The organism is Aquimarina sp. EL_43 (assembly GCF_943422735.1).
Classification (GTDB): domain Bacteria; phylum Bacteroidota; class Bacteroidia; order Flavobacteriales; family Flavobacteriaceae; genus Aquimarina; species Aquimarina megaterium.
This window is the reverse complement of record NZ_CALSBR010000001.1, coordinates 5,166,442-5,186,633: the sequence shown is the minus strand read 5'-3', so window position 1 is coordinate 5,186,633 and position 20,192 is coordinate 5,166,442. Positions and strand designations below refer to the sequence as shown.

Annotated in this window: 17 protein-coding genes; 11 read left to right on the top strand and 6 right to left on the bottom strand. The window is 32.0% G+C overall.

The window, feature by feature from the left end; all coding sequences use genetic code 11:
• Nucleotides 1-311: 311 nt before the first annotated feature.
• Nucleotides 312-2,855 (top strand): DNA gyrase subunit A, encoded by a 2,544-nt coding sequence (gyrA, locus tag NNL09_RS22335; protein ID WP_025667465.1) that lies wholly within the window; start codon nt 312-314, stop codon nt 2,853-2,855.
• Between the two features lie 29 nt (nt 2,856-2,884).
• A complete protein-coding gene (locus NNL09_RS22330) occupies nt 2,885-4,174 on the top strand; it encodes a lipopolysaccharide assembly protein LapB (protein WP_025667467.1) in 1,290 nt (429 codons plus the stop codon).
• A gap of 116 nt (nt 4,175-4,290) precedes the next feature.
• On the opposite strand, the gene pheT is transcribed toward NNL09_RS22330, so the two are convergent.
• Nucleotides 4,291-6,717 (bottom strand): phenylalanine--tRNA ligase subunit beta, encoded by a 2,427-nt coding sequence (gene pheT / locus NNL09_RS22325; protein WP_196911379.1) that lies wholly within the window; start codon nt 6,715-6,717, stop codon nt 4,291-4,293.
• A gap of 129 nt (nt 6,718-6,846) precedes the next feature.
• On the opposite strand from pheT, the gene NNL09_RS22320 reads away from it, so the two are divergent.
• The 4 genes from NNL09_RS22320 (at nt 6,847) to NNL09_RS22305 (ending at nt 10,323) form a co-directional block, all read left to right on the top strand.
• Complete coding sequence (locus tag NNL09_RS22320) at nt 6,847-7,050, top strand: hypothetical protein (protein WP_025667469.1); 204 nt, start codon at nt 6,847-6,849, stop codon at nt 7,048-7,050.
• 64 nt (nt 7,051-7,114) lie between these two features.
• Nucleotides 7,115-7,777 carry a hypothetical protein gene (locus NNL09_RS22315; protein WP_025667470.1) on the top strand — a complete coding sequence of 221 codons (663 nt, stop codon included), beginning with the start codon at nt 7,115-7,117 and terminating at the stop codon, nt 7,775-7,777.
• 77 nt (nt 7,778-7,854) lie between these two features.
• Entirely contained in the window at nt 7,855-9,084 is a 1,230-nt protein-coding gene (locus NNL09_RS22310) for a peroxiredoxin (RefSeq protein ID WP_196911378.1), read from the top strand.
• Nucleotides 9,085-9,222: 138 nt separating this feature from the next.
• Nucleotides 9,223-10,323 (top strand): DUF2911 domain-containing protein, encoded by a 1,101-nt coding sequence (locus NNL09_RS22305; protein ID WP_196911377.1) that lies wholly within the window; start codon nt 9,223-9,225, stop codon nt 10,321-10,323.
• Between the two features lie 79 nt (nt 10,324-10,402).
• On the opposite strand, the gene NNL09_RS22300 is transcribed toward NNL09_RS22305, so the two are convergent.
• Both NNL09_RS22300 and NNL09_RS22295 read right to left on the bottom strand, forming a co-directional pair.
• A complete protein-coding gene (locus NNL09_RS22300; RefSeq protein ID WP_196911376.1) occupies nt 10,403-11,479 on the bottom strand; it encodes a DUF418 domain-containing protein in 1,077 nt (358 codons plus the stop codon).
• A 69-nt stretch (nt 11,480-11,548) separates the two neighbouring features.
• Nucleotides 11,549-12,418: a GyrI-like domain-containing protein gene (locus NNL09_RS22295; RefSeq protein WP_025667474.1), complete on the bottom strand. Its 870-nt coding sequence runs from the start codon at nt 12,416-12,418 to the stop codon at nt 11,549-11,551.
• Nucleotides 12,419-12,612: 194 nt separating this feature from the next.
• Here NNL09_RS22295 and NNL09_RS22290 point away from each other — a divergent pair, with 194 nt between their 5' ends.
• The 5 genes from NNL09_RS22290 (at nt 12,613) to NNL09_RS22270 (ending at nt 18,315) form a co-directional block, all read left to right on the top strand.
• On the top strand, nt 12,613-13,008 hold the full coding sequence (locus tag NNL09_RS22290; protein WP_196911375.1) for a lipocalin family protein: 396 nt from the start codon (nt 12,613-12,615) through the stop codon (nt 13,006-13,008).
• A gap of 13 nt (nt 13,009-13,021) precedes the next feature.
• Nucleotides 13,022-14,104 (top strand): hypothetical protein, encoded by a 1,083-nt coding sequence (locus tag NNL09_RS22285; protein ID WP_196911374.1) that lies wholly within the window; start codon nt 13,022-13,024, stop codon nt 14,102-14,104.
• Between the two features lie 55 nt (nt 14,105-14,159).
• On the top strand, nt 14,160-14,717 hold the full coding sequence (locus NNL09_RS22280; protein ID WP_196911373.1) for a porin family protein: 558 nt from the start codon (nt 14,160-14,162) through the stop codon (nt 14,715-14,717).
• Nucleotides 14,718-14,987: 270 nt separating this feature from the next.
• Nucleotides 14,988-17,081 (top strand): phosphate acetyltransferase, encoded by a 2,094-nt coding sequence (pta, locus tag NNL09_RS22275; protein WP_196911372.1) that lies wholly within the window; start codon nt 14,988-14,990, stop codon nt 17,079-17,081.
• Between the two features lie 49 nt (nt 17,082-17,130).
• Nucleotides 17,131-18,315, top strand: a complete 1,185-nt coding sequence (locus NNL09_RS22270) for an acetate/propionate family kinase (RefSeq protein ID WP_196911371.1) — start codon at nt 17,131-17,133, stop codon at nt 18,313-18,315.
• A 29-nt stretch (nt 18,316-18,344) separates the two neighbouring features.
• On the opposite strand, the gene NNL09_RS22265 is transcribed toward NNL09_RS22270, so the two are convergent.
• From NNL09_RS22265 to NNL09_RS22255, 3 genes are all read right to left on the bottom strand, one after another.
• Entirely contained in the window at nt 18,345-18,785 is a 441-nt protein-coding gene (locus NNL09_RS22265; RefSeq protein WP_025667480.1) for an SRPBCC family protein, read from the bottom strand.
• Between the two features lie 150 nt (nt 18,786-18,935).
• Nucleotides 18,936-19,484, bottom strand: coding sequence for a DUF1697 domain-containing protein (locus tag NNL09_RS22260; protein ID WP_196911370.1), 549 nt, complete (start codon nt 19,482-19,484; stop codon nt 18,936-18,938).
• Nucleotides 19,485-19,500: 16 nt separating this feature from the next.
• On the bottom strand, nt 19,501-20,028 hold the full coding sequence (locus tag NNL09_RS22255) for a hypothetical protein (RefSeq protein ID WP_196911369.1): 528 nt from the start codon (nt 20,026-20,028) through the stop codon (nt 19,501-19,503).
• Between the last annotated feature and the right edge of the window lie 164 nt (nt 20,029-20,192).

The window sequence follows — 20,192 nt, the reverse complement described above, 5'->3', positions numbered from 1 at the left end:
TTAAATTGACAAAAACTATTCCTTTTAATTAGATATTTTGACATTGGGATATTTTGTCATGCAATTTCAAGCTCTAAAAATACACACACCAGCTCTGAGACAGTGTCTATTAGGGTTTTTTTGCTTGTATTGGTAAATAGACAAAAAATGCATTAATAATCAAAACCTAAGATCACAGACTTATTAACTACATCTGTCTATACTATTGTTAATAAATTCCGTATATTACAGGGTAATTGGCTGTTAAAACCGTCTTAATTTACTTAAATTAGCGCGTTTAATTAATCAATTTTAGAATAAAATAATTTTTTATGGCTGATGGAGAAAAGCTTATACCTATCAATATAGAAGATGAGATGAAATCGGCATACATTGATTATTCAATGTCTGTTATTGTATCTCGTGCACTTCCTGATGTTAGGGATGGTCTTAAGCCCGTGCATAGACGTGTTTTATACGGTATGTATGAACTGGGTGTTAAAGCAAGTAGTGCCCACAAGAAATCTGCAAGAATTGTAGGAGAAGTTCTTGGTAAATATCACCCACATGGTGATACATCTGTATATGATACGATGGTTCGTATGGCACAAGAGTGGAGTTTGAGATATATGTTAGTTGATGGCCAAGGTAACTTTGGTTCTGTAGATGGTGATAGCCCTGCGGCTATGCGTTATACAGAAGCAAGAATGCGAAAGATATCCGAGGATATGCTGGCAGATATCGAAAAAGATACTGTAGACCATACATTTAATTTTGATGACACTTTACAAGAACCAACAGTTCTGCCAACAAGAGTTCCGGGATTATTAATAAATGGAGCTTCAGGGATTGCAGTAGGTATGGCAACAAATATGCCTCCTCATAATTTAAGTGAAGTTGTTGATGGTACTATTGCATATATCGATAATAATGATATCGAAATTGATGAGTTAATACAATACATTAAAGCTCCGGATTTTCCTACAGGAGGAACAATTTATGGTTATGATGGTGTTAGAGAAGCTTTTAAAACAGGTAGAGGAAGAGTCGTTATACGAGCTAAAGCCAGTTTTGAAGAGGTAAACGGTAGAGAATGTATTATTGTTAGTGAAATTCCTTATCAGGTGAATAAAGCAGACATGATTAAAAAAACTGCTGACCTTGTTAATGATAAGAAAATTGATGGGATTGCAACAATACGTGATGAGTCTGATAGAAAAGGTATGCGTGTCGTATATGTTCTAAAACGTGATGCAATACCTAATATAGTACTAAACCTTTTATATAAATATACAGCTTTACAATCTTCTTTTAGTGTAAATAATATTGCACTGGTTAATGGAAGACCACAGTTATTGAATGTAAAAGAGATGATTCATTATTTTGTAGAACATAGACATGAAGTTGTTGTTCGTCGTACAAAGTATGAATTGAAAAAAGCTGAAGAAAGAGCCCATATTCTTGAAGGTTTAATCATAGCTTCTGATAATATTGATGAAGTGATTGCTTTAATTCGTTCTTCTGCAAATGCAGATGAGGCGCGCGAAAAATTAATAAAGCGTTTCAAACTTTCTGAAATACAGGCCAAGGCAATTGTAGAAATGCGTTTAAGACAGTTAACAGGTCTTGAACAAGATAAATTACGTGCCGAGTATGAAGAATTGATGAAAACGATCGAAGACCTTAAGGATATTTTGGAGAAGAAGGAGCGTAGGATGCAAATCATTAAGGACGAACTTATAGAAGTAAAAGAAAAATACGGTGATGAACGCCGCTCTCAAATAGAATACGCAGGAGGAGATCTGAGTATAGAAGATATGATCCCGGATGAAAAAGTAGTCATTACGATTTCACATGCAGGATATATAAAACGAACTTCTCTTAATGAATATAAGAAACAAAATAGAGGAGGAGTAGGGCAAAAAGGAAGTACAACACGTAATGAGGATTTTCTTGAACATTTATTTGTGGGAACCAATCATCAGTATATGCTGTTCTTTACTCAGAAAGGAAAATGTTTTTGGATGAGAGTATATGAAATTCCTGAAGGAAGTAAAACTTCTAAAGGAAGAGCTATTCAAAATCTAATTAATATACATAGTGATGATAAAGTGAAAGCTTTTATCTGTACTCAGGATCTTAAAGATGAAGAGTACATTAATTCACACTATGTCATTATGGCAACGAAAAAAGGTCAGGTCAAAAAGACATCTTTAGAGCAATATTCCAGACCGAGAACAAATGGTATTAATGCTATTACTATAAAGGATAATGATGAGCTTCTCGAAGCGAAATTAACCGATGGTAAAAGCCAGGTAATGTTAGCAGTAAAATCGGGTAAAGCAATTCGATTTGAAGAAGAAAAAACCAGACCAATGGGACGTGGAGCTTCGGGAGTAAGAGGAATCAGACTTGCCGATGATAAAGATGAAGTAATTGGTATGGTAGCTGTTAATGAAATGGAAAGTAATATCTTAGTAGTTTCAGAAAATGGTTATGGAAAACGTTCTAAATTAGAAGATTATAGAATAACAAATAGAGGAGGAAAAGGTGTTAAAACCATTTCTGTTACAGATAAAACAGGATCTCTAGTGGCAATTAAGAATGTTACCGATTTAGATGATCTTATGATTATAAATAAATCAGGAATTGCTATTCGACTTGCCGTAGAAGATTTACGTGTGATGGGACGCGCAACACAAGGTGTACGTCTTATTAATTTAAAAGGTAAAGATTCTATTGCTGCAGTAGCAAAAGTTATGCACGACGAAGATGATATAGATCAGGACGAAGATATAGAAGATGTTGATTCTTCTACAACTGATGCTGATAACGCTTCAGATGGCACGAATATTGATAATGAAACAAAACAATAATTAAATCCCATTTTAAAAAAACTCAAGTAATGAAAACTAAATTTATCGTAGTACTATTCCTAGCTATTGGTGCTTTTGGATTTGCTCAAAAGAAAACCACAATGAAACCGGCATTAAAGGCAGCAGCAAAAGCCTTAAAATCTGGTAATATGGATATAGCGACAGAAGCATTACAAGCTGCAGAAGGACTGTTGGATGCTGCAGATGATAAAATGAAAGCACAGTATTATTTTTTTAAAGGACAAGTTGTAGCTTCTTCTGCAAGTGAATCTTTAGAGAAAATTGAAAGTGCAGCAAATGCTTATAATAAAACAATCGAAATTGAAAAAGCCACAGGAGGATCTAAATATACTGTTGATGCTACTCAGAAATTACAATTGTTACGCCAATCTTTAATTGAAAACGCAATTAAAGATCAGAATGCAAAAAACTATAAAGGAGCATCAGAAAAACTTTATTTAGGATATACTACCAATAAAGCTGATACAACATATTTATATTATGCAGCTAGTAATGCTGTTAATGATAAAGATTATGATACTGCTTTAAAATACTATAAGGAATTAAAAAGTCTTGGTTTTAGTGGGGTAAAGAAGGAATTTGTTGCAACTCATAAAGAAACAGGTAAGGTTGATGTTTTTGAATCTAAACAAATAAGAGACCTTTCTGTAAAAACTGGAGAATACATTAAGCCAGAAACTAAAACTTCTGAATCCAGAAAAGGAGAGATCGCAAAAAATATTGCTTTGATCTACATGAGTCAAGGAAAAGATGAAGAAGCAATAGCAGCTATTGAAGATGCTAAAAAAGAGAACCCAGAAGATTCTGCATTAAAGCAAGCAGAAGCTGATGTATACTATAAATTAGGAAATATTGCTAAGTATAAAGAAATTATGGAACAGATCGTAGCTAACGATCCTGAAAATCCTGATTTACTATATAATTTAGGAGTTAGTGCATCTCGTCTTGGTGATAATGATCAAGCATTAGGTTACTATAAGAAAGCTTTAGAGCTAAAACCAGATTATACTGCTGCTCAAATCAATATTGCTTCTATAATTTTAAGTGGAGAAACTAAGATTGTAGATGAAATGAATAGTTTAGGAACATCCTCAAGTGATAATAGAAAGTATGATGAGCTTACAAAAAAGAGATCAGAATTATATAAAACAGCTGTTCCTTATCTTGAAGGAGCTCTAAAAAGTAATCCTGATAATGTAGAAGCTATTCGTACATTGATGAATATATTTTATCAGTTAGATGATCCTAAGGCTGGCGAAATGAAAGACAGACTTAAAGCTTTAGAAGGAGGCAACTAGTAATAAAAGCTTTCAAATTATATATCATAAAAAAAACCGGAATGTACATTCCGGTTTTTTTTATGATATATTTTAAATGGTATTTTAGGTTAGTATCTTAAATTTGACACTGTTACTTATCTAAGTTCGGCGCCTAATTTATTTTCAAAATTGTACTGTAATTTGTTCATGATCTTATCGATTTGTTTATCGGTAAGTGTCTTATTATCGTCCTGTAGAATGAAACTTACGGCATACGATTTTTTTCCTTTAGGAAGGTTTTTACCTTGGTACACGTCAAATAAGTTTACATCTTTTAGAATTTGTTTCTCGGTTTGCTTGGCGATAGTATGAATTTCTTCAAACTTTATAGAATCGTCTAGTAATAAAGCAAAATCACGACGCACTTCAGGAAATTTTGGAATATCTTTATACTTTAGTTTATTATGTTTTGCATATTCTAAAATAACATCCCAGTTAAAATCTGCATACAATACTTCCTGAGAAATAGAGAAATGTTTAAGTACCGGTTTTTTTAGTATTCCAAAATCTACTAATTGTGCTTTATCAATACTTAAAGAAAGCCCTTCAGTAAAAACATCATTCTTTATAGGAGATGTTTTTAATCTTGTAAGTCCTAAACGTTCTAAAACAGAGAATACTATTCCTTTTAAGTAAAAGAAATCACTTGTTTGCGGACTTGCAGTCCAGGTTTCTTTAGACCTACTTCCAGAAATAATAATACTTAGATGTTTATTTTCTATTCTTTTATCTTCATAGTTATGATATGTTTTTCCAAACTCAAACAATTTAAGATCTGATCGTTTTCTATTACTATTATATGATACAGCTTCTAATCCCGAAAATAACATGGATTGCCTCATTACTGCCAAATCATTACTTAGTGGATTTAGCATTTCTACGTTATTCTCATTTTTGAGCTGTTCACTCAAGACAATATAATCAGGAGAGGTAAGTGAGTTGGCTAACATCTCATGAAATCCCAGACCAACAAGTTGATTTGATATGGTGTTTTGCACATTATGATCAGAGAACCTATCAATATTTGATATCGAAGCATTTAATTTTTGAGTAAAACCAATAGTATTATACCCGTATACTCTAAGAATTTCTTCTATTACATCAACTTCTCTTTGTACATCATTTCTGTACGCCGGAATGGTAAGACCTATTCCTGTCTCGGTTACGCTATTAATTTTAATATCTAATGAAGTGAGAATCCTTTTAATAGTATCTTGAGGTATTTCTTCACCAATTAACTTTGTAGTATTTTCAAAAGATAAAATCACCTGGAAATCTTCAATCTTTTTAGGATATAAATCCATGATTTCACTAGAAACATTACCTCCTGCAAGCTCTTGTATTAATAGAGCAGCTCTTTTCAATGCGTATTCGGTGATATTTGGATCAATACCCCTTTCAAATCTAAAAGAAGCATCTGTGTTTAAACCATGCCGTTTTGCGGTTTTACGAATACTAATAGGATTAAAGTAAGCACTTTCTAAGAAAATTGATGTTGTTCTTTCTGTAACACCAGAGTTTATTCCTCCAAATACACCAGCAATACAAAGAGGTTTTACAGCATCACAGATCATAAGGTCTTCTTGATGTAATTCTCTTTCTACTTCATCTAGAGTTGTAAATTTGGTACCGGCATCAACAGTTTTTACTTCAATTTTATTCCCTTCAATATAGTGTGCGTCAAATGCGTGTAAAGGTTGTCCTAACTCATGTAAAACATAGTTGGTAACATCTACAACATTATTTTTCGGAGTAATTCCTATCGCTTTTAGTCTATGTTGTAACCAGGCAGGAGATTCTCCTACTTTAATATCAGAAATCGTTACACCGCAATATCTGGGTGCCATCTCATTATTTTTGACTTCGATATCAATTTTATTTAACCTGTTTTCTACTCTGAAATTACTTACCGAAGGAGTAATAAGTTCTAAATTAAGGTCTTTTTGTAGCAATCCTGCTTTGAGATCACGTGCAGTACCCCAATGACTCATTGCGTCTGCACGATTAGGAGTCAATCCAATTTCAAACACAGAATCATTTTCAATATCAAATATATCTGCAGCTTTAGTTCCTACGGTGATATCAGTACTTAAGACCATAATCCCGTCATGACTTTTTCCTAGCCCTAATTCATCTTCAGCACAGATCATACCATGGCTTTCTTCACCTCTTATTTTTCCTTTTTTTATAACCCATTCTTCACCTTTATCATTATAAAGTTTTGTGCCAATAGTAGCAACAGGGACTTTTTGCCCCGCAGCAACATTAGGAGCACCACAAACAATCTGAACCGGTTCGCCATTACCTAAGTCTACTCTGGTAATTTTAAGCTTATCTGCATTTGGATGTTTTTCGCAATTAAGAACTTGCCCTATAACAACACCTTCTAATCCTCCTTTTACACTTTGATAGGACTCTATTCCTTCTACCTCTAAGCCTAGATCGGTAAGGAGTTCTCCTGTTTTCTCTGCATCCCAATCGATATTAATAAATTGCTTCAGCCAGTTATATGAAATCTTCATTTGTGATCTTTCTAAATTCAGTTGGTAAAGATAATATATTGGGCAGAGGATACAAATAGTTGTAAGTATATCTATAAACAAAATTGTGGTATATTTATAATAGTTTTATTCTAACCAAATTTTAATATTATGAAAACAGGAATTAAGTTATTTGCTATCATGTTTCTTTTCGGAATTATTTCTTGTACAGATAAGAAAAAAGAAGAGGAAGAAACCAAAGCTGTTGTAGAAAAAATAGAAGCAATTGAGTCTGAATTAGATCAGGTTTCTGAAGAAGTTGAGACCAAAGTAGAAGAATTAGAAGAATCTTTAGAAGATTTGGATGATATTTAAAAGATCTTCTAGTAATAAACCTTCACATCCTTAATCATTTTAACACTAACTAAAAAAAACTAACATGAAATTTATAAAACTAATATTGGTATTTGTTTTGATTTTCACTTTAGGGAATCAGGTGATAATTGCTCAGGGAAAATCTCAAGAAGCAAAAGAAAAAATAGCTAAGAAAAAAGAAAAAACTCAGGAAAAGGCAGAAAAAAAAGCAGAGAAAGCCCAAAAGAAGGCAGAGAAAGCTAGAGAGAAAGCCGAAGAAAAAGTTGAAAAACTAGAAGAGAAAGCAGAAGAAGCTAAGGATAAAGCTATTGAAAAGGCTGAAAAAGCAGAAGAAAAAGCCGAAAAAGCTTTAGAAAAAGCTGAAAAGAAAATAAAAGGGAAAGCATATGGAAAAAATAAAGAAGGATTAACAGGTAAAGAGTTTGGAATGGCCAGAGCCGAAGAGGCTAAAGACATGGTAAAAGAACGTAGCGAAGTATTAAAAAAGAATGAAGAAAGAATTACCAGAGGCAAAGCAAAAATCGAAGCTGCAAAAGAGCGTCTAGCAAAAGCAAAGGAAAAAGAAGGAGAAGAAGCTTTAACTCCAGAAGAAATTGCAGAAAAAGAAACTAAAATCACTAAAGCTGAAGAAAAGCTAAAAGCCTTAGAGAAATCAATAAAAAATGGAAAAGAAAAGATGAAAGAAGGAAAAGAAAAATTAGAGAAATTATATGCAAAGGAGCAATAAAAACTTAATAAAATTATAAAAAGAGAATCGTCCGGTAAGTTTTGAGTAACTTTCCGGACTTTTTATACTATCAAATAATGAGAAAAACAGCCATAATTATTCTACTTGTTACCACTATTTTTTCTTCTTGTAAGAAAGATAAACCATTTGATTTGTTTGAGTTTAAAAGTGGCCCATGGAAAGCAACATTAGAAGTTCAGGACAATAAAAAACTTCCTTTTCTGATCGAGGTAATGGATGATCAGACCTTAAGAATTTTTAATGCCGAAGAAACAATTGATGTTGATGAAGTTATAATTAATAAAGATTCTATACTAATTAAACTTCCTGTTTTTGAGGGGTATATTGCCGGTCGATTTATAGATTCTATGACAATTTCTGGAAGCTTTATTAAAAAAAGCCTTGATAGAGTAGTACCTTTTGCAGCAAAATATGGAGAGCAGGATCGATTTGAAATTGTTTCAAAATCAAATTATGATATTACGGGAAATTGGGAAACAGTTTTTAGTAAAGACAATGAAGAAGACAGGTATATTGCTAAAGGTACTTTTAAACAAAATGGAAATATTGTTACGGGTACATTTAGAACAACTACAGGAGACTATCGTTATTTAGAAGGTGTTTTAAATAAAGACCAATTACAATTATCAACTTTTGACGGAGCTCATGCTTTCTTATTTACTGCACAGGTAACAGATAGCACATTAAATGGTCACTTTTATTCGGGTAATCATTGGAAAGAACCTTTTGTAGCTAAAAGAAATGAAAACTTTAAATTACCTTCTGAAGATTCATTAACTTTTCTGAAAGAAGGATATGATACATTAGAATTTAATTTTCCTGATGTTGAAGGAAATCAAATTTCGCTTAAAGATGATCGGTTTAAAGATAAAGTGGTAATCGTACAAATTATGGGGACGTGGTGCCCAAACTGTATGGATGAAACCAAATATTATGTAGAGTATCAGAATAAGCACAAAAACAATGGAGCCGAATTTGTAGCATTGGCTTTTGAATATGCTAAGACCGAAGAAAAAGCATTTAAATCTATAAAACGACTACAACAAAAACTGAAAGTGACCTACCCAATTCTTTTGGCGCAATATGGAACTTCAGATAAACAAAAAGCACAAGAAAAACTACCAATGCTAAACCATGTATTGTCATATCCTACAACTATTTTTATTGATAAAAAAGGGCAGGTACGTAAAATACACACAGGATTTAATGGCCCGGCTACAGGTCAGAAATATGTAAATTTTAAAAAGGATTTTGAAGACTTTGTTAATCAGCTGTTAAAAGAATAACATGGTTTAACAATCAATTATGACTTTCTTTTTGAGTTTAACACTACCGTAACATTAGGATTGAGATATACCTCTTACATTGTTTAGGTTAGAAATTTAATTTCTCTAAGTGATAATAATTAATCAAAAAAAACAGTCATGAAACAATTCAACTTAATTACAACTTGTATTGTGAGCGCAATGATGTTGCTCTCAATTCAAACAAATGCGCAACTTACCACTCCAGAAGGAAGTCAACGTGCACAGGTAATGCAACGTGTAGGGGTTACTAATATCACCATTGATTATGGGAGACCAAGTGTAAAGGAACGTGAAATCTGGGGAAAACTAGTTCCTTATGGATATAATAACCTGGGATTTGGAACTTCTAAAGCAGCACCCTGGAGAGCAGGAGCTAACAGCAATTCGATAATAACGTTTACTCACGATGTTAAAATTGAAGGAAAAGATATTAAAGCAGGTACTTACGGGCTTCATATTGCATTAAAAGAAGATGGTGGGGCTACGGTTATATTTTCTAACAACTCGACATCCTGGGGAAGTTATTTTTATGATGAAAAGGAAGATGCTTTACGTGTAGATGTTAAAACCAAAGAAACTGCACATACCGAAATGTTAACTTTTTTATTTCCTAATGTTGAAGCCAATAGCGCTGTAGCAGCATTGAGATGGGAGAAAAAAGAAATTCCTTTCAAGATCGAAGTTGATGTAAAAAATGTGGTCATGACAGGTATCAAAAATGATCTTCGTAATTCTGCCGGTTTTACTCAGACAAGCTGGGATAACGCGGCAAATTATGCTTTTAATGCTGGTGAGTTAGATCAGGCATTAGAGTGGGTTAATGCCTCTATATCGGGTAATTTTTTTAGTAAAGAAACTTTTGCTAACCTATCTCTTAAATCACAGATTTTGGCTAAGCAAGGAAAAACAAGTGAAGCTATGACTTTTGTGGATAAAGCGGCTAAACTAGGAAGCACTACACAGATTTTTAGATTAGGGACAGGATTAATAAGCTTAGGACAAAAAGATAAAGCACTTGTTGTTTTAAAGGATAACGTAAAAAATAGTAAAGGTGCATGGCCATCTAACTATGGATTAGCAAAAGCATATTCGGCAACTGGAGATTATAAAAATGCTATAAAAGCAATAAATACATCACTAGGTAACGCTCCTGATCGATTTAAAGGAAGACTTAATGGTGATTTGGAAAAACTTAAAAAAGGTGAGGATATAAATTAGGAAACTAATCTATAACAAACAATAATAAAGACCGTCTAATAAAACTTAGACGGTCTTTATGTTTTTAATCTATAGATCCTTAATCGGTTAATTTTCGCATTATCCATTCAATGGGGCCATGTTTTGCATGTTTTTTATTAATCATTGAAAAAATGAGACATATTACAATAAAGAACAAGGCGTATAAAAACGAAAAATTTATAGTATACTCTCCCATTCTTGTGGGATTAACAATTTCTATACATCCCATTCCTATTATAACATGTGCGATATAAAAAGTTAAAGCAAGTTGTCCGGTGTTTTTTAATATATATATGAAAATGGTATTCTCATATTTTTTTGAAATTAGAATACAAAAAGAAATAAGAAATATGGCTATACTACTCCCAGAAACCATGTATAAAGGTAATGGAGGCATAGGATCTGTTCCAAGAATCGGGGTTAATTCTGTGATGATTTCTTGGTTTCCCATAGAAAAGAATATAATAGAAAAATAGGATAGTATCTGTACAACAATAAATACAGTAAGACTAATCCACAATGCTTTTGTGACCACTATAGTATTACTTAATTCCATTTTACCAAACCACATTCCTATAATCATAAATGCACTCCATGGAATAACAGGATGGAAACCGTTAAAAATAAGGTTTTTAAAAAAACCTTTTACAGTCCATAGGTTTGTATATTCCATTTTAGTATAGTCCCATCCGCTATCATAATTCCATAACATCATAAGTATAGGATATACTATAATCATTCCTACTGCTATTGATACTAGTGTTTTTGGACTACTTTTTATTAAAAATATTGCTAGCAACATATATATCGCATAAAAGTGTAAAATATCTGCTTGCCAGATTGTTGAATAAGATATACCAATTAAGAAAAGAAATAGAGCTCTTTTAAGAAGTTTATTTTTGTTTCTGTTTAACGTTTCTTTATTATTCTGATGTATTGCACTTTTTGTTAGTAATGAAATTCCTACACCTGCCAGAACCACAAAGGTTGCAGCTGCTTTTCCGTCTAATAATCCTAAAAAGGTATTCAAGAGAGGGTTGCCATGATTTCCAAAGACCATTTTAAAATTAACGATAATCATTCCGAAGATAGCTAATGCTCTTGCTACATCTATTCCGATAATTCTTTTTTGCATAGAACTCTGTTTTTGCTAACAAATTTAGATGAGCAGTTTCGAAACGTTATTGTTCAATACAGACAATTATTATTTTACAGGAATATAAATCTCGGTAAGAAGTTCTTTTTCTGGAGTATCAGACTCATCATTAAGATAAAACTCTAAAGTTGGTTTGTCTTCAAACTCTAATTGTACTTCGGTTATCCAGTATCCATAGATTAAATCATAGGTGTCTACAGAACTCTCGTGACTACCTTTGTGTATAAACTTAGCATATTTTTGTCGGGGTATATGTTTGGTTTTAAATAACCCTTTTAGAGGAAAATCTATTTCTTTTTCTAGAATGATACAAGCATTATATCGGCAATGTAAAGTATCGGTGATTTCGTCATCATCTAGTATTTCTCCCAATATAATTGTTTCATCTTTTAATAAACTATGTTTTGACGCATATGAGATCAGTTGTTTCCAGGTTTTCTCTATTCCATTAATATTTTCATAAGATCCTTGATAGGTTAAATATAAAATATCAAAACCGGGGATTTCTTCGATTTCATACGTAAGAATTTGTTCTTTAGTATTTTCTAATGGAAAGATAGCTTTTTGAGTAATGTGTTGTTTGATTTTGGTTGAATTCCGAAAAGAAGAAGGAGAGCATTTAAATTGCTTTTTAAAAGCTTTACTAAAAGCAGCAATATCACTATATCCAATTTCATAAGCGATATCAGAGATATTCTCGGATGAAAATTTTAAGTATTCTGCAGCTTTTTCTAGTTTTATCCTTTTTATATATTGTCCAATAGTTTCGTGATGAAGCGCAAGAAATATTCTATTTATATTTCGATACGAATAAAACGATACGTCTTCTATATCTTTTTTACTGATTTCATTTTTAAATCTTTCTTCTATATAGAGAATTAGCTTTTTATAACGTTCCAGTTGTGTTGGGTTTCCCATGTTTTATCATTTTAGAGGAAAGGTACTACGATATAGTAATTTTTGAGTTGTCTTTTTAGGACAATTAGATAGGTTATTACTACAGTAAAATAAGAATTTTAAGATCATATATAAGTCATATTTTTTTGTCTTAACAGGACAAACGACATACTATTCATGCTTACTAGTTTTGACTAAAATTTTAAAAGTAAGATATGAACAGCAAAATAAACATAACAATTCTAACGACAATACTATTTACTTTTTCGCTTTATAGTATCGGTGCACAAACCCTGAATAAAAATGCTCTCCTAAAGAAATGGGATTTGGATACTTATAAGATCGGAGTTAAGAAATATCCACCATCCAAAAAAGAAAGAAATGATTATATCCTTTTTAAAAAGGATATGACTTTTGTCTCTATCTCTGAAGGGAAAAAGGAGAGTGGTGTTTGGATGTTAAATATTAATGGAGGTTATATAATGATGACTGATGACAAAAGAGAAACAGTGAAAGCATATATTGCCACTTTAACACCCAAAGAGCTAGTGTTATATTTTGATATTGAGGAAATTAGAGAGGTCGAGGTTCATTATAAGTCTAATTTATAAAATCAGGTTTATAATGAAGTATATCTGGCACGTATCAATGTTTTTCCTGTCTTCTATAGTATTATCTCAGGAAAATATAAGCTTAAAAACCATTCCTTTTCATACAGAAAATTTATCGATATCTATAGCACGGGTTATCGATATTAGAAAAGAGAAAAACTTAGGATTAGGAACTAAAGAAAATGGAGAAAAAGTCATTTTTCAATTATATCCAGATGCACCAACGGCTATTCTGAATTTTATGAAAACTTCTTTTTCGCAAACCAAAGACACAAAACCAATAGTTATAAAAGTAAAGAATTTAGAAATTCAACAATCACAAAGTAGTATAAGCAGTATAAAAACGAGGGTGTATATTAACTTGATTTTTTATGAAAAAGAAAATGATAAACTGCAAAAACTTTTTGATGTACAGCATTATGAAGATGAAACTTTTTCTATCTCTGATAAATCAAAAATATTCGAAACCTATGAACAGAGAATCAGAGCGGCATTAGAGTATTGTACCTTAAGCTTTATCAATACCTATAAAAAAAGAAACAAACCAGAATTCATATCAGGAGATCTACAAACCAGTGCAGAAGATGTTTTTTATGAGAAATCAGAAATGAAGCATAAAAAACGATTAGGGAAATGGTTTGATATGGTGACATTTAGGAAAGTATACAGCAAACATAAAGAAGGGTGGAAAATGAGTTATATAGGTTTCGCCGATAGTGATAAAGACTTCATCATGCCTTTTGTAATATCCTATGATAGATATAGTATAAAACGAAGCTCATTACTCAACAAAAATTACACGTCTGTTGATGCCTTTAGCGTAGGGGGCGGTTTTGATGGGTATCTAAAAATAATACCAGGAGTGTATGCCAATATAGGCATAGAAGTGCCTTTAGGACTTGAAATCACCAAAAAGATAGAAGGCAAAAAACAGCATAATTTCCTTATAGGAATAGGCGCTAAACAAGGAGTGAAAATTATCCCCTGGAAAGAGTATGGTATTGTCATTGGAGCAGGTGTTTTTCAACAAATACAAACTTCTAAGGTGTATACCAAAAACTTTGGGTTTGAGCTCGAATTAGGGATTAATTTTTAATCTGAAAATCGCTTTCAGAACAATAATGTATTCAATTAAAAACAAATAAATCAAAATGAAGAAAACAATTAAATTAATGTTATGTGCAGTGTTATTTGGGGTAATGACTATAAATGCACAGGAAAAACAAAAAGGAATAGAGTTTGGGATTAAAGCAGGGGCTAACCTAACCGAGTTTAGAAATACATCTTCTAAATTTAAAATAGGGATAATGGGAGGAGTCTTTTCTCAATATAGACTATCCGAAAAATTAGCAATTCGGTCCGAAATACTGTATTCTGCTCAAGGAGCTAAATCAAAAAATAGTTCCGGAAAAATAAAATTAAACTATATCAATGTATTACCGGCAATAATAAAATTCTATCCTATTAATAAGTTAAGCCTCGAGGCAGGACCTCAAGTAGGATATTTATTAGGAGGCAAAGGAACTGGTTTTGTTAAAAGTAACTTTAAGAAAATCGATTACGGAGTAGCTTTGGGTATAGGATATTCGTTAACTGATAATTTAGAAATCGGAATTAGATATAACCTTGGATTTGCAGATATTACTAAAGAAAATAGTACATCGCTTAAAAACTCGGTGTTTCAAGCTGGTTTATCTTTTAAATTGTAATATGTATAATGATTGTATTGATTAAATTAATTGTAGCATATGTTATAGCATGTATTGTACAAAGGCTTTAAAAGTAGAAAAGGCATGAATTAAGATGTCAAAAAGTTATAGGATATAATAAAAGGTTTAGTGTAATTCTAAACCTTTTTTGTTGAAATGAAAATCGAATTGTTAATATTATATGACTATGATAGAAAGAAGTTTTATTATACAATGATCTTATGTTAAATTATGGTATTAACGTATCTTTGCACTACCAAATTCTTATACATGAGTAAAGCCGTTTATATTGCTACTATAGAACCTAATAGTGGTAAATCTATTGTTGTTTTGGGTATGATGCGTATGCTTCTGGGTAAAGTAGCCAGAGTAGGGTATTTTAGACCAATTATCGATGATCCTAAAGAAGGAGAAGTTGATAACCATATTAATACTGTAATATCGCATTTCGAATTAGATATTAACTTCAAAAATGCCTATGCCTATACAAGAAGTGAGATACTTCAAAAATACAACCAGGGTAAATCAGGAGAAATTATAGATGAGATCATCAGGAAATACAAAAACCTTGAAGAAAGATTTGATTTTATATTAGTAGAAGGTACTGATTTTTCTGATGAAGGTAATATCATTGAATTTGATATTAATGTTATTATTGCCAAAAATTTGGGTATCCCGGCAGTTATAGTAGCAAGTGGAATTGATAAGCAAAATGATGAAATTGTTAGTAATCTAAAACTAGCATACGATACTTTTAATAGTAAAGATGTTGAAGTTTTGGCTATGGTAGCCAATAAAGTTACTCAAGGTTGCGAAAAACAATTAGAAAGTAATTTTGAAAAAGATTTTGGTAATAATGTCGATCGTATTATTATCCCAAAGATCAATTCTTTGATTAATCCTACTATTAAAGAGATTGTAAACGAATTAGAGGGTAATGTGTTGTTTGGTAAAGAATACCTTAATAATCAAGCAGGTAGTTTTGGAGTAGGAGCAATGCAATTACGTAACTACCTTACACATCTTAAGGATAACAGTCTTGTCATTACTCCTGGAGATCGTGCAGATATCATTTTGGGAGTATTACAGGCAAATATTTCTGATAATTATCCTAAGATTTCGGGGATTATACTTACCGGAGGAATTATTCCTGAACCACCAATACTTAAATTAATAGAAGGAGTTTCTTTATCTTTCCCTATTATATCGGTACCTAGCGGTACATTTTCTATTACTAATAAAATAGGAGCAATTAAATCTAAAATCTATCTAGATAATCTGCAAAAGATAAATACATCCATTAGCATATTCGAAAAATATGTTAATGAAGATCAATTAGCCGATAAACTAATTACATTTAAATCAGAAGGGTTAACCCCTCGAATGTTTCAATATAATTTATTAAGACGCGCTCTAAAACATAAAAAGCATATTGTTCTTCCAGAAGGATCTGATGAAAGAATTTTAAGAGCTACTTCTAGATTATTGGCATCTGGAGTTGTGGATATTACCTTAATCGGAAATGAAAAGAAAATAAAGAGCAAGGCTACAAAACTGGATATTCCGATAGATTTTGATAAAATACAGATTGTCTTCCCTACAGAATCTCCTTATTATGATGAGTATGTACAAACATTTTATGAGTTAAGAAAGCACAAAAATGTAAATCTGGATATGGCCAAAGATATGATGGCAGATGTATCCTATTTTGGTACGATGATGATATACAAAGGTCATGCAGACGGAATGGTGTCGGGAGCAGTGCACACAACACAACATACGATTAGGCCAGCGTTACAATTTATAAAGACCAAACCAGGAGTAAAAGTTGTTTCTTCTGTATTCTTTATGTGCTTAGCAGATCGGGTATCAGTCTTTGGTGATTGTGCAATTAACCCTAATCCTAATGCAGAACAATTGGCAGAAATAGCAATTTCTTCTTCAGAATCGGCAGCAGCTTTTGGGATCGAACCCAAAGTAGCTATGTTATCATATTCTTCGGGAACCTCTGGTAAAGGAGAAGATGTAGAAATAGTTAGAGAAGCAACTGCCATTGTAAAAGAAAAACACCCTGATCTAAAAATAGAAGGACCTATACAATATGATGCAGCAGTAGATTTGGAAGTGGGACAAAGTAAGTTACCAAATTCTGAAGTAGCTGGCCAGGCCAGTGTTTTGATATTTCCAGATTTAAATACAGGAAATAACACCTATAAAGCGATTCAACGAGAAACAGGAGCATTAGCCATTGGTCCTATGTTACAAGGATTGAATAAACCCGTTAATGATCTAAGCAGGGGGTGTACTGTTGATGATGTGTATAATACAGTAATTATAACTGCAATTCAAGCTCAGGGATTATAAACAGAGTAAAGAAATATCTGATTTTTAATACTCTTAATTATTAAAAAATATGCAAGTACTTGTACTAAATTCTGGAAGTTCGTCTATAAAATTTCAACTATTTACTATGCCCGATACAAAAGTAGTTTGTTCTGGGCTAGTAGAGCGTATTGGTATAGAAAATGCTAAAATTTCTTATACATCCGAGATACATAACATTGAAAAAACTGTGACTGTTAATACTCACAAAGATGGACTACAATTAATAGCCAGCTATTTGATGGATGATAAAGTAGGAGTGATCCGATCTGCAACAGAAATTCATACTGTTGGTCATAGAGTAGTTCATGGGGGAAGCACTTTTGCCGAAACAGTTGAAATAACCGAAGAAGTAAAACAAAAAATCAAGAAACTTTCTGCATTGGCACCATTACATAACCCTGCAAACCTGGAAGGAATTTTGGTTGCCGAAGAGATTTTTTCTAACGCACAACAAGTAGCCGTGTTTGATACAGCTTTTCATCAAACTATTCCTGTAGAAGCTTATAAGTATGCTATTCCGAATAAATTTTTAGATGAGCATAATATTAGAGTATATGGGTTTCATGGCACCAGCCATAAATACGTTTCAGAAAAAGCAATCGAATTTTTAAGGAAAGAAAAATCTAAGATTATTACAATTCACTTAGGAAATGGATGTAGTATGACTGCGGTTCGCGACGGTAAAAGTATAGATCATACTTTGGGATTTGCACCAATGAATGGATTGATTATGGGAACACGATCCGGAGATATTGATCCTGCAGTTATCTTTTATATGGTTAATTCTCTGGGATATTCATTAAAAGAAGTAAATGATCTTTTACAAAAAGAAAGTGGAATGCTGGGATTAACAGGATATAGCGATTTACGTGATATTGAATCTGAAGCAGAAAACGGAAATAAAGACTGCCAGTTAGCGCTGCAAATGAATGCATATCGTATCAAAAAATTTATAGGAGCATATGCTTCGGTTATGAACGGCTTGGATGCTATTGTATTTACTGCCGGAATAGGAGAGAATTCTACTTTGATTAGAAATTTGGTGTGTAAAGATCAAGAGTTTTTTGGCATTCGATTAGATGAAGAAAAAAACAATATTCGATCTAAAGAAATAAGGGATATAAGTTTACCCTCTTCAGAGGTAAAAATATTAGTTATTCCTACTAATGAAGAATTAGAGATTGCCAAACAATCTTTCGAATTATTAGCATAAGAGCAATATAAAAAAGAAAAGTACAGTGATTATTGTCGTTCGGCAAACTCTTTAAATTGTCTAAGCCATTTTTCTGCGGGTTTTCGATACATACTCGGAAATAAAATAGCCATCAATTTTGGCATAACCCAGTTTATACGAGTGTATTCATATTCGAATTCATATTTTGTTTTTTTATCGCCTAAGGCAATAAAATTACATTTCATGGTATTGTCCATATGTTTATGATGATAACTGGCTTCAAATGAATGCGGAAGTTCATTTTTGGTTATTGTTTCAGTCAATTCCATATCATGTTTTCCGTGTTTGTAATACATTTTAGAAACAGCACCAACTTTTCCTTTTTCTCCACTGATCAATTCTTTTTTAATAAATCCATCCTGATATTCTTTAAGATTATCTGGATTTGCAAAAAGCTCAGCCACTTTATGTAAAGATTGATCAATCTCAATATAACCTTTATGTTTCATCTTTTCTTTTTTATTGTCTTTTAAATGTCAGATAGAATTACACCATTGAACATCTAGATTATTGGTATCTACTCAATTGTTATGGCTCATTTCATATCAATTTAGTTTTAAATTGTAACAAGATAATTAATATTACTCTTTATTCGTGACTTAAGAGTTAATTTCAAGCTTCTTTTCTATTCGTTTGATGGTATTCCAGTTACGAGTTGTGATCTGCTTACCAAAATATCGTTCCAGAGCTTCCATTCCTTTTGGTGTCTTGGTTATCGAAAGATCTAAGACACTTATTATGGCTTTGTCGATCTTACCGATAATTTTGAAAGCATTATTATCATTTACCCATGGTAACTGTAAATCGGTTTTAACATCTTCCTGCAGAAATGAAACATACAATCGAATGTCTTTTGTTAGTAGTATGTCTTTAAATGGATCTTTATCTAATAAATGATAGATCGTTTCAGATTTTCTTATGATCGTTGGGATAGGAAAACCAAAAGCTTTTTCTAAATGATCAGATACTATTTTTTCAAGACTCTTCACATCATCTTTTGCTGAGTCAAATATTATATTTCCCGAGTTAAGAATTGTAATTACTTTTTCAAAATTCAGTTTTTCCATTTCTTTACGAAGGTCGGCCATAGGAACTTTGTGATGACCACTTACATTAATTCCTCGTAGAAAAGCAACATATCTATTCATTTATTCGAATTTTATGTTAGTGTTTTTGCTCTTTTTTTAATTCGTGTTTTAATTTTTTTGTGTAATCAATAAACTTTTTTCCAATCATCTTATTTGCTTGTAAAGTCAAATCGACTTTATTTTTATCAGTATCTAACCAAAGAAATAGTTTCTCTTTGTGAAAATAATATCGATCTTCAATTATAGTAGTTTTGTTTGCATCAAATTCTTCATTGTAAATAGGTGTATTGTAGCGATATTGCTGGTCAAATGCAAAAAATAACTTTCTGTTTTTAAAATAATATTGAGTTATATTTTTTCCTGTTTCTCCAAATTCAATGATTTCGATTAACCTTAAATCTTTGTTATCTAAATATGCAGTTACAAGCCCTCCTTCTGTTGTATTTAATTCAATTTCTGGGGATTTTTTTACATAAGAAGTTATATTGTTTCTTATCGTTTTATATTCGGATCTTATATCCTCTAAGGCCGTTTCTTTGGACTGTGCTGAAATCAGTTCTAACCCAAAAAACAAAAGAGTCGATATAATTATTGCTTTTTTCATAATTGTCAACGGTGTTATATATACAGTAACATCTTGATAATTGAAGTCTTTTACTATAAATGTATTAAAAAAGCGTAAGCTTTGGAGGCTTACGCTAAATTAGTTGTTTTTAGCATTTCATTTCTTGTTAACCATATAAAATTTTATACGTTTTCAAATTGGAA